The sequence below is a fragment of the Alloalcanivorax gelatiniphagus genome (assembly GCF_005938655.1).
Lineage (GTDB): Bacteria > Pseudomonadota > Gammaproteobacteria > Pseudomonadales > Alcanivoracaceae > Alloalcanivorax > Alloalcanivorax gelatiniphagus.
Window position 1 is genome coordinate 125694 of the sequence record NZ_VCQT01000046.1, and the last position, 15226, is coordinate 140919.

Genomic DNA, 15226 nt, shown 5'->3' on the forward strand with positions numbered 1-15226 from the left:
CATCAGGAATTCCGCTTCGTGAGTAAAACCCGCGTTCTCCTTGAGAAAGAACAGAAGCTCGAGGTACTGCTCGCCTGTCGCCCGATCTATACCCGGGGCCAGGACGTGGCGGCCCTGCAATTGCTGGTGCAGGGAGAAAACGGCAAGGAGGCCTCCCTGGCCGACCTGGAGCACAGTGGCCCGATCATCCTCGGCACCTACACCTCCCTGTTTCAGAAAGGACGCATCAAATCGGTGCCCAGCTTCCTGCGCGTCACCGAGGAAATGCTGATGTCGCCGTCGCTGCCCTCCCTGCCGCGCCGGCAATACATCCTGGAAATTCCCGGCGAACTGGTGCTGACCTCGGATCTGGTGGAGCGCCTGCGCGACCTGGCACGCCGGGGCTACCGGCTGGCCCTGGCCGACTATGACCCGGACGACGACGAGCTGGACGTGCTGCTCGACATCATCCATATCGTCAAGGTCAACACCCGCGCCCTGGACCAGGCCGGCGTGGAGCGCGCCGCCGAGCGCCTGCGCCGCCACGGCGTGGAGCGGCTGGCCGACCACCTGGACGACCGGGAGGTGTTCCGCCGCTGCCTGGATCTGGGGTTCGACTATTACCAGGGTGATTTCCTCAGCACCCCGGAACCGGTCAAGGGCAAGAAGATCGCCGCCAGCAATCTGCTGCTGCTGCAGCTGCTCTCCGAACTGCACAATCCGGATGCCTCACCGGCCCGTCTGGAACAGATCGCCATGAAGGACGCGCAGCTTACCTGGCGCATCCTCAAAAGCGTCAATTCCGCCGCCATGGGGCTGCGCCGGGAAGTGAACACCCTGTCCCACGCCATCGCCCTGCTGGGGATGGACGAACTGCGCCGCTGGGCCAATCTGTTCCTGGTGGAGGGCGCGCCGGACAAGCCGGAAGCCCTGGCCCGGGAGATGCTGATACGCGGGCGCATGTGCGAGACCCTGTCGGAACTGTGCGACCGGCCGGACCCGGTGGACCACTTTATCGTCGGCCTGCTGTCCCAGCTCGACACCCTGCTGGACATCGGCATGGAAGAGCTGATGGACCAGGTGCCGCTGAACCAGTCGATCAAGCTGGCGCTGCTTACCCGCGCCGGCGGCCTGGGGGAAATTCTCACCGAGGTGGAGGCCTACCAGGCCGGCCGTTTCGACGAGCTGCACCTGCTCAAGGAGCGCGCCTACTACGAGGTGGCGTACCGGCACAGCGTGGCCTGGGCTCGCCAGGTGCAGCAGGTGATGCGCCTGCCCCGTCGTTAAGGCCGCTGTCCGCGCAGTCAGCGGCGGCCGGGCCGGCGGGCCATGTCCGGCCGCCGTGTCCATGCTACAGTGGCGCGCCACGCCCGTATCGACGGATGCCACAACAGCAATAACAAGGATGCCCCATGCGCGCGCTCTCCCTGGCCGGTCTGCTGGCCCTGATGACCCTGCTGGCCGCCTGTAGCCAAAGCCCCGACGGCGACGTTGTCCGCGATGCCCTGAACCGGGAATTGCAGGACGCCCACCTCAATGAACTGCTGGAAGTCACCGAGGTGGAAGTGGTCAAGACCTACCCCCAGGAAGACGAAAACCAGTACACCCTGGACGTGCTCTATACCCTGGAAGCCCGCCAGGGCCTGTCGGAATATACCCGCACCATCAAGCAGGACGAGGAACGCAACGCCATGGACCGGTTCGCCATGATCATGGCGCTGGCGGCGGTGCGGGTGGAATTCGGCAACTTCGAGGCCGGCGATACCTTCCGCCAGGAGCGGCGGCTGGACCTTCAGCGCGGCGAGGACGGCTGGCGCATTCCCCGCCCCGGCAAGTGATCGCCCCGGCGTTATTTATGAGCGCCGGTGATCTCCACCATCATCAGTACCGCGTCCTCGCGCTCCTCGCCACGGGTGCGGTAGTAGGCCTTGCGCCGCCCGGTCTCCTGAAACCCCAGTTCCCGATATAGCCGCCGCGCCGGCTGATTGCCGTCGCGCACCTCCAGAAACATCAGCGACAGGCCGGCGTCGTCGGCCTCGGCCAGGGCCTGGCGCAGCATCCAGCGGGCCAGGCCCCGGCGCTGCCAGGCCGGCGCCACGGCGATGTTCAGCAGATGGCTTTCGTCGAGCACGCAGGAAAGAATCATGAAGGCCACCGGCTCGCCGTCCACCGTCGCCACCCGGCAGCGGTAGCCACTGTGCAGACAGTCGCGGAAATTGCCGGCGGTCCAGGGGGTCGGCTGGCTGGCCTCCTCGATGGTCAGCACGGCGTCCAGATCGGTGCTGGTCAGGGTGCGCAGCCGCGCCCCACCGGGGCCCTCGATCATACCCGGGCCCCGCCGAAGCCCTCGCTGCGCATGGCCCGCCAGCTGGCGCTCTTGTGCCGCACCGGGTCAGCCAGCATTTCCTGCAGGGAACTGACCGCCAGGGCCGGCCGGTCGCCGAGGCGAAACCCTTCATAGCGGCCGGCGTCGAACAGCGCCCGGCTCAGTGCCTCGCCCACGCAAAACAGCACCCGCTGGCCGCCGTAGCGGCCGGCCAGGCCGTCGAGAAAGGCGCGCAGGGCCTGGCCGGCCTCCGCCGCCGTGGTGGGCTGACCGGCCAGCGGACAATAGAAGCGCCGGGGCCGCTCCGGGGTAGCGCCGTACACCGCCAGCAGCGACGCCGCCAGAACCCCGGTGTGGCGGCCCAACTCCGGGGCCTGGGCGTCTTCCTGCTCAAACGCCACCCAGGTATCGCCGGCCAGATGCACTTCCAGGGTGAACACCAGCGCCTGGTTCTGGCCGGTGGATTGCGAGCGGGCCGGCGCCGGCGGCGCGTCCGTCCGGGCCGGAGTTTCCACTGGAGCGGAGGGCTCTTTTGTCCGAGCTGAGGGCTCTTCTATACCGGCTGAGGGCTCTTCTGTCCGCGCTGAGGGCTGTTCTATCGACGCTGAAGGCTCCTCCCGCCGATTATCCGCCGGTCGCGGCACCGAGGTGGCGGGCACCGCGTCGGCCATGGGCGTGGGCCGGTGGTCGGTTTCCGCCTCCCAATCCAGGGCCTCACTGGGCGCGGCGCCGGGCAGCGGCACCCGCGCCACCCAGGGGGTCAGCCCCAGGGCTCGCAGATAGCTTTGGCGTTGCGCTTCGTTCATGGGCGGCTCGGCGAAAAAACGGATGACGCGCAGCTTAGCAAATTCATGCCGGCGGCTGTATCGCGGAACCCGCAAAGCGGGCGCGCAGGCCGATGGCCGCCGCCAGCAAGGCGCCGCTCAGGGCCCCGTAGAGGTGGGCGTTGACGTAGACCCGGCCGTGAATCCAGTGGCGCAGATAATCCAGGTCGTAGCCCGGCGTCTGCTCCCAGATCAGCCGGCCCACCACCAGCGCCAGCACCAGCGAGTGCAGCCCCGGGTGGCCGCGCCAGCCGAGCAGCAGGCACAGCACCAGCAACCCCTGCAGCAGCCCGGACAGGCCCACATACCAGTCCAGCGCCGGGTCCAGCAGCAACATGGCCAGGCTGGTGAGCGGCGCGCACACCGCCAGCCACAGCCAAAACCGCCGGCGGTCCAGCAGATCGCGGAAAAACCACAGGATCAGCCCCAGCCCGGCCAGGTTCATCAGCGTGTGCCAATGATTCAGGTGCACCAGATGCGCGCTGAATAGCCGCCACAGCTGCCCGTCCAGCAGCGCCGCCCGTTCATAGCGCAGCAGCGGGTTGACCCACTGGTGGGCCAGGCCCAGCAGCAGCACCAGGGCGGCGAACAGGCCGGCATGGACAAGCAGTTTCGGATCGCGGGGAGTCATCGGCGCAGGATACGCAGTTTTATCGCCGGACGGGAGCGTCGCCGGGCATTTTCACGGCCCGCCCCCTGCACGCGAGCGCCCGGCTTGGGTAAAATCGCCTGCTCCGCCCGTACCCCTGGGCACCAACGACCGCAAAACGGGTTTTCCATGTCTTCAAATGCTTCCCCCGCCACCGCCGGCAAGGCCGCCCGTATCGGGCTCTGGTTGGGCCCTCTTTGGTTGCTCATCACTCTGCTGGCCCCGGCGCCGGCGGGCCTCTCCGACCCGGCCTGGGCCTGTGTCGGCCTGGCCCTGCTGATGGCCACCTGGTGGGCCACCGAGGCGCTGCCGATCCCGGCCACCGCCCTGCTGCCCCTGGCCCTGGCGCCGCCCCTGGGCATCACTGAAATGGGCCGCACCGCCAGTGCCTACGCCAACCCGGTGGTGTTTCTGTTCTTCGGCGGCTTCCTGCTGGGCCTGGCCATGCAGCACTGGCACCTGCACCGGCGGCTGGCCCTGCAGGTGCTGCGTCTGGTCGGCGCCAAGCCACGCCGGCAGATCGGCGGCTTCATGATCGCCACCGGCTTTCTCAGCATGTGGGTGTCGAACACCGCCACCGCCATCATGATGCTGCCCATCGGCATGTCGGTGATCAGCCTGCTGGACGGCGGCGACGAGCGCGAGGTGAACCGCTACGCCACCGCCCTGCTGCTGGCCATCGCCTACGCCGCCAGCATCGGCGGCGTGGCCACCCTGATCGGCACGCCGCCCAATTCGCTGCTGGCCGGTTACCTGAGCGACAACCAGGGCATCGAGCTGGGCTTCGCGCAATGGATGATCGTGGGCGTGCCGATCAGCGTCACCATGATGCTGTTCGCCTGGTGGTGGCTGACCCGGGGCGGCTTCAAGCTGGACAACGAGAACAGCGACACCATGATCCGCGACGAACTGGCCAAGATGGGTCCGATCAGCCGCGCCGAAAAGCGGGTGGCGATCATCTTCGCCCTGGCGGCGCTCACCTGGATCGCCCGCCCGTTGCTGGTGCACCGCTACGGCCTGGATTGGCTCAGCGACACCGGCATCGCCATCGCCGCCGGCCTGCTTATGTTCCTGATCCCCAGCGGCGGCCGCCGCGGCGAACGCCTGCTCACCTGGGAAGCGGCCCGCGACCTGCCCTGGGGGGTGCTGCTGCTGTTCGGTGGCGGCCTGTCCCTGGCCGCCGCCATCTCGGACTCCGGCCTGGCGCAATGGATCGCCGAACAACTGCAGGTGCTGGAAGGCTTCCCGATTCTGGTGCTGATCGGGCTGGTGGTGCTGGTGATCCTGTTCCTCACCGAGGTCACCTCCAACACCGCCACCGCCGCCGCCTTCCTGCCGCTGCTGGGCGCCCTGGCGGTGTCGCAGAACATCTCGCCGCTGCTGGCCACGGTGCCGGCGGCCCTGGCCGCCAGCTGCGCCTTCATGATGCCGGTGGCCACGCCACCCAACGCCATCGTGTTCGCCGCCGGCCACATGCGCATCCAGTCCATGATCCGCGCCGGCTTCGTGCTCAACCTGGTGGCGGCGGTGCTGATCACCCTGCTGGCCCTGCCGCTGATGAAGTTGATGTAGGGAGGGCCGGGCCCTCCATCGGGGCCGCGTCGCGCGCGGCTCCGCCTTCCGGGAACGCCGTGAACCCGTCCATGGGGGCTCCCTTTCGAACGTCCTGTTCTCAAGGGTCCCGGACGAGACGCTACGAGGTAGCGCCAAGCGCGGCTCCGTAGGTTGTCGTTGTTGTAGGAGCGACTTCAGTCGCGATAAGGCCGCTTACGCCCTTGTTCGATCAGTGCAGACCGGACGCGGCATACACACTCTGGCCACCGCCGTAATAGCTGGTCATCAAGTGGTGGAACGCCGCTTCGCATTTTTCGTTATAAAGCGGCTCGTCGAAGCTTGAGGGCAGACCCAGGTCGAAAGCGACCTCAAGGGTGCGGCGAACATCGCCCTTGGCCTGGGCTTTCTTGCGCCAGTCCAGTACCAGCTTTTCCTTTTTGAGGGTCGCCAGCAGCTCACGACACATACCCTTCACTCGCGCCACTTCCTTGTCGCTCATCTCCGGTGCGGGCTTGGTGATGATATCAAAAAGGGCCAACTCCTCTTCGGTCAGCCCCTCACGGATGGCCCGTTGGTCTTCCTGCTGCAGCTCTCCGGTGAACGTCATGAGTTGCTTAAAGAACGCCTCGATGTTCAGGCTTCCGGCGTTGTACTTCTCAATCAGCTCCTGCAACTTTTCCATGAAGTCGGAGCGGCTCGGATTCCTTGCCACCATGCTTTCCAGCTTCCGGTTCAGCAGCGCACGCAGTTTCTCGGCCTCGGTACGCTTCTTGCCCTTGTCGAATCTTTCCTTCAGCTTTTCGAAGTCGATCTTGCTAAGATCGAAAAGCTTCTCCTGGTCGGTTTCCTCAATGAAGTAGGGCACTGGGGCCACCGACTGGTCGAGCAGATCGTCAACCTCCTTCATCACCTTGGAGATATCCACCTCAGGGTCCAACGCCTTGATCTTCTGAGCCAGCACCGAGAGCAGCACCGCATCGGGGGCCAGCGCATTAGCCGACGGATCAGGGAGGATGGCCCTGAAAACCCGTGCATTGGCTCTGGCAAGGTTCAGGAAAGCCTTTTTGGTTTCCTCGTTCTCCAGCAGTTTCTCCACTGCATCATCGAGCAAGGCCACCTTGTTGAAGCCCGTGGCGGCCTTGATCGCCTCGGCGTCGATCTGCCTCTCTGTCAGGAAGGCGATCCCTTGGGCGAGCAAATGCTTGAGGTATTCCACCAGCTCGCTCTTCTGGTGGATCGGCGTGCCGCCGTCCGTGGGGGATGAACCATCGTAGCTGGCACCCGGGTCGGCAATTTCGGGGGAAGCACCACCGTAGATAGCCAATGCGTCCTGCAGCCTGCGAAAGACCCCGGCATAATCCACGATCAGCCCCGCTTCCTTGCCGGGGTACTTGCGGTTGGCCCTGGCGATGGTCTGCATCAGGGTGTGGTTCTTCATCGGTTTGTCGAGGTAAATGGTGGAACAGGAAGGCACATCAAAACCGGTGATCCACATGGCGCAAACGAACACCAGCCGTAGCGGTCCGTCCGGGTCCTTGAACTGCTCATCCAGGTCTTCCTCCACCAGGCGCTTACGGTGGGGCACGATATCCAGCCCCTTGTCCGCCAGCTGCTTCACCTCGTTTTGCCCCTGAGACACCACCACCGCAATGTCGGTGCTCTCCAACACCTTGATCTTATGCTTGAGCGCCTCCTGCTGGTCCTGGGGCGCGGATGCCAAATCGTCCTGGAGGCGGGCCAAATAGCTATTCCAGTGGGCCTGTACCTTGTCGTACATCCTCACGGCGGTGGCCTTGTCAATGCAGACCATCATCGCCTTGCCCTGGTGGCCCCTACCGACAAAATGGCGCACCAGATCCTCGGCGATGGCTTCCAGGCGATCATCACGGGTGATCAGGTGATACTCACGGGCGAACACCCGTTCGACTTTCTTTTCCTGATCCTCGTCCAACTCAGCCTCTTCCAGCAGGCGGGTCAGGTCGTCGTTGAGGCTCTCGTTGATCAGTTGCAGCTCGGGAATGCGGTTCTCGTAATAGAGCGGCACCGTGGCCCCATCGGCGATGGACTGGCCAAAGTCGTAGACCGAGATGTAATCACCGAACACCTCCTTGGTCTTCTCTTCGCCGGCCATCAACGGCGTACCGGTGAAGCCCAGAAAGGCCGCCCGGGGCAGCGCGGCTCGCATGTTCATGGCCAGGGTGTCGTACTGCGACCGGTGCGCCTCGTCGGTGATGACAATGATGTCCTGGCGATCGGAAAGCTTGGGGTAGGTCTCCCCCTGCCGGGTGCCGAATTTCTGGATCAGCGTGAAAACGTAGCGGTGATCCTCGCCGAGCAGTTGCTTGAGGTGGGCCCCGCTCTCGGCATGAGCCTCCACCTCATTGACCGCGCCGGTGGCGACGAAGGTCTTGTAGATCTGATCGTCCAGATCGTTGCGGTCGGTGACGATTACGAAGGTCCAATTGCCGGGAATGGTGCGGTGGATCTTCTGGGTGAAGAACACCATGGAAAGCGACTTGCCCGAACCCTGCGTATGCCAGAACACGCCCAGACGCCCCGCCTCACCGGCAGCACGATCCTTGATCCGCAAAAGCTCGGCGATGGCCTTGTTCACCCCGAGGTATTGGTGGTTTTTAGCGATCTTCTTGATGGTGCCACCCCGGGCCTCCTCGAACACAGTGAAGTTCTCCACGATGTCCAATAGCCGCGCTGGCTCAGCGATACCCCGGATGGCGGTCTCCAAGGACACTACGCCCTTCTCGCCCTCATCGTTGATACGCTTCCACTCGAACAGGTGCTCCCAGGGCGAGAAAGTGCCACCGACCAGTGTTTGGCTACCATTGGAGAGCATCACCAAGGCGTTGTAGGTGAACAACTGGGGGATCAGCGAGCGGTAGTCTGTGAGATTGTTGTCGTAGGCGGCCTTGAGGGTCTTATGGCTGGCCTTCAGCTCCACGAACAAGAGCGGCAAGCCGTTAACGAAGCCAACCAGATCCGTGCGCCGGGTATGCAGCTCCCCGCGCACCCAGAACTGGGAGGCCAGCAGAAAGTCGTTCTGCTCGGGTTGATTCCAATCGATCGCCCGCACCGTCTCGATGGAGGTGCCATCGTTGTCATCCGCCATTTCCACCTTCACACCATCCTTGAGCAGCCGGTAGACCTCCAGGTTGGCGTTAACCGCAAGCAGCGTGGCGCGGTCGCGGGTGAGCGCTTCGATGGCCTTTTCCATAGCCTCGCCAGGCAACCCGGGATTGAGTTTCTCCAGGGCCGCCCGCAGCCGAGGCACCAGCACCACCTCATGCTGAGTCTGCCTTCCCTCGCTAGACACCGTACCCGACCATTCCCCGTGCAGATTGGCGGTCTCCCAGCCCAGCTCAGCGAACAGCTTGATGGCGGGCTGCTCGACCAGAGCATCCTCGGAGTAGGCCTGCGCGGGGGATGGCGGGGGTGTCATGCGGCTTCGACCTCCTTGTCGTCGGGCATGGGGATGTCGGATACGTCGATCTCGCCCGAGACCAGCTTGGGCAGGAGCAGGTCGCGTTGGGCATGGAGGTTGCTGTTCTTTAGTGCCAATGTGCGTGCTTGCTTGAAAAACGGCGACACGAAACGCTGGAAAGTTTCCAAGGTCGCGCTGTCAGGTTGAACCACCGGAAAATCCACCAAACTCTCGACCCGAACTCGCTGCCTTCCAGTAGCACCTGACATGCTTTTGATAGCGACATCACGGAACCGGTCACTTCTCGCGAGTAAGTAAACCATTTCTGGGCACAAACTGATTGAACGCAAAACGATGAATTCGGTGGAACCACAAGCGGTTGGCTGGTCTTCAGGAAGGAAATCAACAAATCCGGTCTTTCCGTTCTCTAGACAAGGCGTAATCCGAGCAACCAGGGTATCGGCATTCTGAAATTTTGCACCACTGTTGCCGGGTTTCCTCTCCAAGTTGCCAACAATCATGCTCGATTCTGATAACGCGCGCATCGGCACAAACCACTTCTCTCCGACCTTGGGAACCTTTGTGCGTGGATTTAAAGCTACCGTATCCTCAAGTCGACGAACCTCCCACCCCTGAGGAATCTCCCCAAGCTCACTCTCCTTGAAGCTCACCTCATCATGACCAGGGAAGCGGAAGTGGACGAACCACTCCTCGTACAACCGCCGAGCCATTTCCTCAAGAATCTCGATGCGGCGCATGTTGTTCTCGATGAGGTCGTCGTAGGCGACCAGGATGGAGGCGACTCTTTCCTGTGTCTCATAATCAGGCGCAGATACTTCTAGCTGATGAAGATGGTTCCTGTTTAGTCCCGGTACAGCTCCTGCTGCATTGCTACTTGCAAGGCCAAGAGAGCCTAAGAAATATGCAATAAACCTTGGATGATTTCTCTTGAAGTCCCTCACATACAAGCTGGTGTTGAGCGGCCAGAAGTCTTCTTTGAGATAGAAAACCTGTCCCAATGTGCCATATCGGCCAGTCACGACTCCGGGGGCTTTGACCTTGGCTTCTACATGCGTACCGGAAATTCCGCTGGACGAAACTATAGGATAGTCCCCAGGAATCCTGGAAGATGTTGGAAGATCATATCCCCTTTTCAGCTCGACGAGATCACCAAGCAAACACTTTTTCCACTGGCCACTCATCATTGCACTCCGATCAGAGCAGATGTGTTCAGTGCAATTCTCTCCTCTAGCTCTTTCGCCTCAGAGTTCAGCACCTCCAGCTCCTCAGCCAGTTCGTCCAGCCTCTCCGTGAAGTCCACATCCTCGGCTTCTCTTGCCGCTGCCCCGACATATCGACCTGGGTTCAGCGACCAGCCCTGCGCCTCGATTTCATCGCGAGTCGCTAACTTGCAGAGCCCAGGCACATCGGCATAGCCCTCGGCCAGCCCCTTCTCGGCCAGCAGCGGCTCATTGCCCTGACCCAGCTCGATGTCTTCGCCACGGTAGAGGCGGACAATATTGGCCAGGAACTCAATCTGCTCCGGCAGCCAGTCGCGGTGCGCCCGGTCGATCTGGTTGTAGATGTGGCGGGCGTCGACAAACAGCACCTTGTCGCCCCGCTCGGTCTCGCTCTTGGCGCGGTCGAAGAACCAGAGGGTGCAGGGTAACGTGACGGTGTAGAAGAAGTTCGTTCCCACCGAGACGATCACGTCCACGGCACCGGACTCGATCAGCTTCTGGCGGATTGCCTGTTCGCTGCCCCGGGCGTCTCCCGCCGAGTTGGCCATTACGAATCCGGCCCGCCCGGTAGGATTGAGCGAAGCATAGAAGAGTTGAATCCAGAGGTAGTTGGCGTTGTCGGTCTTGGGCAAGCCAAAAGGGAACCTGGGGTCGCCCTCCAAGCGCTCCTTGTCCACCCCCGAGACATTAAACGGGGGGTTGGCCATCACGAAGTCGAAGAAACCGTCCCCGTTATGGTGGATGACGCCGAAGGGGTCCTCGTAGTAGGTGTTGGACACCCGCACATCGCCGGAGAGGCCATGCACCGCCAGGTTCATCTTGTTGAGGTTGACGGTGGTCTGATCCTTCTCGGTGCCGAAGATGGAGATTTCCTCCATGGCGGCCTTGTGGTGGCGCTGCACGAAGTCCGCCGAGTGCACGAACATGCCGCCGGAGCCACAGGCCGGGTCGAAAATCCGCCCGTGGTAGGGCTCGATGATCTCCACGATCAGTTTGACGATGGACTCCGGGGTGTAGAAAACACCACCTTTCTGGCCTTCCTTGAGGGCGAAATTACCGAGAAAGTACTCGTAAACCTTGCCAAAGGCATCCCCGGACAGGTCCACCGGGGCGAGCTGCTTAAGCAACTCCTGCAGCACCCAGTTTTCCAGGCCGGTATAGTTGCGCGGCAGAGCGCCCTTGAGATCGGGATTCTCCGCTTCGATGGCCTTCATGGCCTCGTTGACGGCCTTGCCGATGTTGTCGCCCTCGGTAAGCGACAGAAGATAGGAAAATCGGGCAGTCTCCGGCAGGAAGATGACCCCTTCGGCCAGGTAGTCGTCCTTACTTACCTTGCGGCGGCGGCCGGAACCCACAGGCCCGATCCGCTCCTCGGCGGCGGTATAATTCCTGTCGGCGTACTTCAGGAAGATCAGCCCCAGCACCGGGGCCGAGAATTCGGCGGGCTTGAGGCCGGTGTTGGCCCATAGCTGGTCAGCCGCCGCCCATAGGCGCTTCCCCACGTCTCCGTTCACCAAGGTGTACTGCTCCTAATGCCTATTTATCACAGGGTGTGATAGTAGCGGTGCATGTCAGCCCTGCAAAGGCCGCCATACGGTTGCCTTGTATGAGGGCTGGTCGGGCGGCATTTCGCTTCGGCGACGATCTTGGGCCGTGCCGGCTTCATCGCGACTGAAGTCGCTCCTACAGCAGCGTGCAGTGCCACAGCGGGACGCTTGCGCTACCTCGAAGCGTCTCGTCGTGGTCCCCCTTCCGGGACCCTGAGAACAGGACGTTCGAAAGGGAGCCCCCATGGACGGGTTCACGGCGTTCCCGGGAGGGGGACCACTACGAGACGCGGCCCGGATGGAGGGTTCGACCTCCGCTTACAGCTCACGGACAAGCAGGCATAAAAAAACCCCGCCGAAGCGGGGTTTTTTATTGGGTCGGTGTGACCGGGGAGGCTTACATCATGCCGCCCATGCCACCCATACCGCCCATGCCACCCATGTCCGGGGCGCCGCCGCCGTTTTCTTCCGGCTTGTCGGCCACCATGGCTTCGGTGGTGATCATCAGGCCGGCGATGGAAGCCGCCGCCTGCAGCGCGGAACGGGTTACCTTGGCGGGGTCCAGGATGCCCATTTCCAGCATGTCACCGTACTCGCCGGTGGCGGCGTTGTAGCCGTAGTTGCCGGAACCGTTCTTGACTTCCTGTACCACCACGGACGGCTCGCCGCCGGCGTTGTGGACGATCTGGCGCAACGGGGACTCGAGGGCGCGGATCACCAGCGCGATGCCGGCGTTCTGCTCTTCGTTGTCACCTTTCAGGTTGCCAATGCTGGTCAGGGCGCGCACCAGGGCCACGCCGCCGCCGGGCACCACGCCTTCTTCCACCGCCGCACGGGTCGCGTGCAGGGCGTCGTCGACGCGGGCTTTCTTCTCTTTCATTTCCACTTCGGTGGCGGCACCGATCTTGATCACGGCCACGCCGCCGGCCAGCTTGGCCACGCGTTCTTGCAGCTTCTCGCGGTCGTAGTCGGAAGAAGAGTTGTCGATTTCCTTGCGGATCTGCTCGACACGGGCGTCGATGTCGCCCTGCTCGCCTTTACCGCCCACCACGGTGGTGTTTTCCTTGTCGATGTTGACCTTCTTGGCGGAACCCAGGTCTTCCAGGGCTACGTTTTCCAGGCTCAGACCGACTTCTTCGGAAATCACGGTACCGCCGCTGAGGATCGCCAGATCCTGCAGCATGGCTTTACGGCGGTCGCCGAAGCCGGGCGCTTTCACGGCGGCGCACTTGATGATGCCGCGCATGTTGTTGACCACCAGGGTGGCCAGCGCTTCGCCTTCGATGTCCTCGGCGATGATCATCAGCGGACGACCGGCCTTGGCCACGTTCTCCAGTACCGGCAGCAGTTCGCGGATGTTGGAGATTTTCTTGTCAACCAGCAGGATGTAGGGGTCTTCCAGCTCGACCTGCATCTTTTCCTGGTTGTTGATGAAGTACGGGCTCAGGTAGCCGCGGTCGAACTGCATGCCTTCCACGACTTCCAGTTCGTTGGCCAGGGACTGGCCTTCTTCCACGGTGATGACGCCTTCCTGACCCACTTTCTCCATGGCCTGGGCGATGATTTCACCCACGGACTTGTCGGAGTTGGCGGAGATGGTGCCCACCTGCTCAATGCTCTTGGTGGTGTCACACGGGGTGGACAGGGACTTGATCTGCTCGACGATGGCGTCGGTGGCCTTGTCGATGCCGCGCTTCAGGTCCATCGGGTTCATGCCGGCGGCAACCGCCTTGAGGCCTTCGTTAACGATGGACTGGGCCAGTACGGTGGCGGTGGTGGTGCCGTCACCGGCTTCGTCGTTGGCCTTGGAAGCCACTTCCTTCACCAGTTGGGCGCCCATGTTCTCGAACTTGTCTTCCAGTTCGATTTCCTTGGCCACGGACACGCCGTCCTTGGTGATGGTGGGCGCGCCGAAGGATTTCTCCAGCACCACGTTGCGGCCTTTCGGGCCCAGGGTCACCTTGACCGCGTCAGCCAGGGTGTTGACGCCTTTGGCCATGCGTTGGCGGGCGGCATCACGGAACAATACTTCTTTAGCCATTATCTGTTACCTCTGCAAATTCGTTGTTACCGGCCAATGGTCACCGGCACGACCGGAGCGGGTCCGGCGGCCTTGCCTCGACGGTCGATCAGCCTTCGATGACGGCCAGGATCTCGGCTTCGCTCATGATCAGCAGCTCTTCGCCATCCACCTTCACGGTGTTGCCGGAGTACTGACCGAAGATCACCTTGTCACCCACCTTCACGTCCAGGGGGCGCACTTCGCCGCTGTCCTGGATCTTGCCGTTGCCGGCGGCGATCACTTCGCCACGGGACGGCTTCTCGGCGGCGGAACCGGGCAGCACGATACCGCCGGCGGTCTTGGTCTCTTCCTCCTCGCGGCGCACCAGCACGCGATCATGCAAAGGACGGATTTTCATGGTCTCCATTCTCCAACGTCGTATTCAAAGGTCAGCGGGATTACCCGAAAACCGGAAAGGAGCTTGCGCGGCGTTGCCCGGAGGCTCCTTAGCACTCTCTCGGTTTGAGTGCTAATCATAGTGACCGCGACTTGCCAGTCAATAGGGGGCGCACCGAAAGGTGTACGCCACCGTGTCCCGCGAGATGGGGGCGGGATGCGTGGTTTCAAGCGGCAAGCCTGCCCGCTCACTCCAGACCCTCCCCCTGAATCCTGTATCCTGCTTCCTGCACCGGGCGGCCCCGCCGCCCTTCCGTCCGACGAGGAGCAACCCATGGATCTGAACAACAAAGTGGTGGTGGTTACCGGCGCAGGGCGCGGGCTGGGCCGCGCCATCGCCGTGAATCTGGCGGGCCGGGGCGCGCGGCTGGCCTGCGTGGACCTGAACCAGGACGACCTGGACGAGACCCTGGCCCAGTGCGAGCGCGCCGGCGGCGCGGCCCGGGCCTACCTGGCCAATGTGGCCCGGGAGGAAGAGGTGGTGGCCCTGTTCGAGCAGGTGGTGGCGGATTCCGGCGCCCTACACGGGGTGGTCAACAACGCCGGCATCACCCGCGACGGGCTGCTGGTGAAGTACAAGGACGGCGAGCTGCAATCCAGCATGAGCCTGCAACAGTGGCAGGCGGTGATCGACGTGAACCTGACCGGGGTGTTCCTGTGTGGCCGCGAAGCCGCCCGGCACATAATCGAGACTGGCGCCGACGAAGGGGTGATCGTCAATATCTCCTCCATCGCTCGCCACGGCAGCTTCGGGCAGACCAACTACGCCGCCGCCAAGGCCGGGGTGGTGGCCATGGCCGAGGTCTGGGCCCGGGAACTGGCCCGCTACAACATCCGCACCGGGGTGGTGGCGCCGGGCACCATCAACACCGACATGATCGCCGCCATGAAACCGGAAGCCCGCGACCGCCTGGTGGCCGGGGTACCGCTCAAGCGCCTGGGTGAACCGGAGCACATCGCTCTGTCCGTGCGCTTCATCTTCGAGAACGATTACTTTACCGGCCGGGTGATCGAGACCGATGGTGGATTGCGGTAGAAGACACAAGTTGCAAGTTACAAGTTGAAGAGAGGTTGGGTGCGGCGGAAGGATTCCTGGTCCGCGCCCCTTGCGTTTGATCCAAAATTCGCACTGCAAGTACGCAAGACCTTCCGCTCACGCCAAGCCCGACCCTTGTATCCTGCATCCTGTATCCTGCGTCGGGGCGGCTTAGC

Annotated in this window: 12 protein-coding genes; 4 read left to right on the forward strand and 8 right to left on the reverse strand. The window is 63.0% G+C overall.

Annotated elements, in window-relative coordinates; all coding sequences use genetic code 11:
* Positions 1-18: 18 nt before the first annotated feature.
* Both FGS76_RS18180 and FGS76_RS18185 read left to right on the forward strand, forming a co-directional pair.
* Positions 19-1266 (forward strand): EAL and HDOD domain-containing protein, encoded by a 1248-nt coding sequence (locus tag FGS76_RS18180; protein ID WP_138774076.1) that lies wholly within the window; start codon positions 19-21, stop codon positions 1264-1266.
* A 125-nt stretch (positions 1267-1391) separates the two neighbouring features.
* Positions 1392-1817, forward strand: a complete 426-nt coding sequence (locus FGS76_RS18185) for a hypothetical protein (RefSeq protein WP_240692597.1) — start codon at positions 1392-1394, stop codon at positions 1815-1817.
* Between the two features lie 11 nt (positions 1818-1828).
* Here FGS76_RS18185 and rimI read toward each other — a convergent pair whose 3' ends face one another.
* The 3 genes from rimI to rrtA are packed head-to-tail and all read right to left on the reverse strand — an operon-like array spanning position 1829 to position 3760.
* Positions 1829-2305 carry a ribosomal protein S18-alanine N-acetyltransferase gene (gene rimI / locus FGS76_RS18190; RefSeq protein ID WP_138774077.1) on the reverse strand — a complete coding sequence of 159 codons (477 nt, stop codon included), beginning with the start codon at positions 2303-2305 and terminating at the stop codon, positions 1829-1831.
* Entirely contained in the window at positions 2302-3111 is an 810-nt protein-coding gene (locus FGS76_RS18195) for a hypothetical protein (RefSeq protein ID WP_138774078.1), read from the reverse strand. Before FGS76_RS18195 ends, rimI begins: the two co-directional genes overlap by 4 nt.
* A gap of 43 nt (positions 3112-3154) precedes the next feature.
* On the reverse strand, positions 3155-3760 hold the full coding sequence (gene rrtA / locus FGS76_RS18200) for a rhombosortase (RefSeq protein ID WP_138774079.1): 606 nt from the start codon (positions 3758-3760) through the stop codon (positions 3155-3157).
* Positions 3761-3907: 147 nt separating this feature from the next.
* Here rrtA and FGS76_RS18205 point away from each other — a divergent pair, with 147 nt between their 5' ends.
* The gene (locus FGS76_RS18205; protein WP_138774080.1) at positions 3908-5350 is read left to right on the forward strand and encodes an SLC13 family permease; all 1443 of its coding nucleotides are present in this window, start codon (positions 3908-3910) and stop codon (positions 5348-5350) included.
* 211 nt (positions 5351-5561) lie between these two features.
* Here the strand turns inward: FGS76_RS18205 and FGS76_RS18210 are convergent, their stop codons facing one another.
* The 5 genes from FGS76_RS18210 to FGS76_RS18230 all read right to left on the reverse strand — a co-directional run bounded on the left by FGS76_RS18210 (position 5562) and on the right by FGS76_RS18230 (position 13976).
* On the reverse strand, positions 5562-8786 hold the full coding sequence (locus tag FGS76_RS18210; protein ID WP_138774081.1) for a type I restriction endonuclease subunit R: 3225 nt from the start codon (positions 8784-8786) through the stop codon (positions 5562-5564).
* Positions 8783-9970: a restriction endonuclease subunit S gene (locus FGS76_RS18215; RefSeq protein WP_170214514.1), complete on the reverse strand. Its 1188-nt coding sequence runs from the start codon at positions 9968-9970 to the stop codon at positions 8783-8785. The genes FGS76_RS18210 and FGS76_RS18215 overlap by 4 nt, the downstream gene beginning before the upstream one ends.
* Positions 9970-11523 (reverse strand): class I SAM-dependent DNA methyltransferase, encoded by a 1554-nt coding sequence (locus FGS76_RS18220; RefSeq protein ID WP_240692611.1) that lies wholly within the window; start codon positions 11521-11523, stop codon positions 9970-9972. Before FGS76_RS18220 ends, FGS76_RS18215 begins: the two co-directional genes overlap by 1 nt.
* A 430-nt stretch (positions 11524-11953) precedes the next feature.
* Positions 11954-13597 carry a chaperonin GroEL gene (groL, locus tag FGS76_RS18225; protein WP_138774084.1) on the reverse strand — a complete coding sequence of 548 codons (1644 nt, stop codon included), beginning with the start codon at positions 13595-13597 and terminating at the stop codon, positions 11954-11956.
* A gap of 88 nt (positions 13598-13685) precedes the next feature.
* On the reverse strand, positions 13686-13976 hold the full coding sequence (locus FGS76_RS18230) for a co-chaperone GroES (RefSeq protein WP_138774085.1): 291 nt from the start codon (positions 13974-13976) through the stop codon (positions 13686-13688).
* Between the two features lie 312 nt (positions 13977-14288).
* Here FGS76_RS18230 and FGS76_RS18235 point away from each other — a divergent pair, with 312 nt between their 5' ends.
* The gene (locus tag FGS76_RS18235; protein ID WP_138774086.1) at positions 14289-15050 is read left to right on the forward strand and encodes an SDR family oxidoreductase; all 762 of its coding nucleotides are present in this window, start codon (positions 14289-14291) and stop codon (positions 15048-15050) included.
* Positions 15051-15226: the final 176 nt, after the last annotated feature.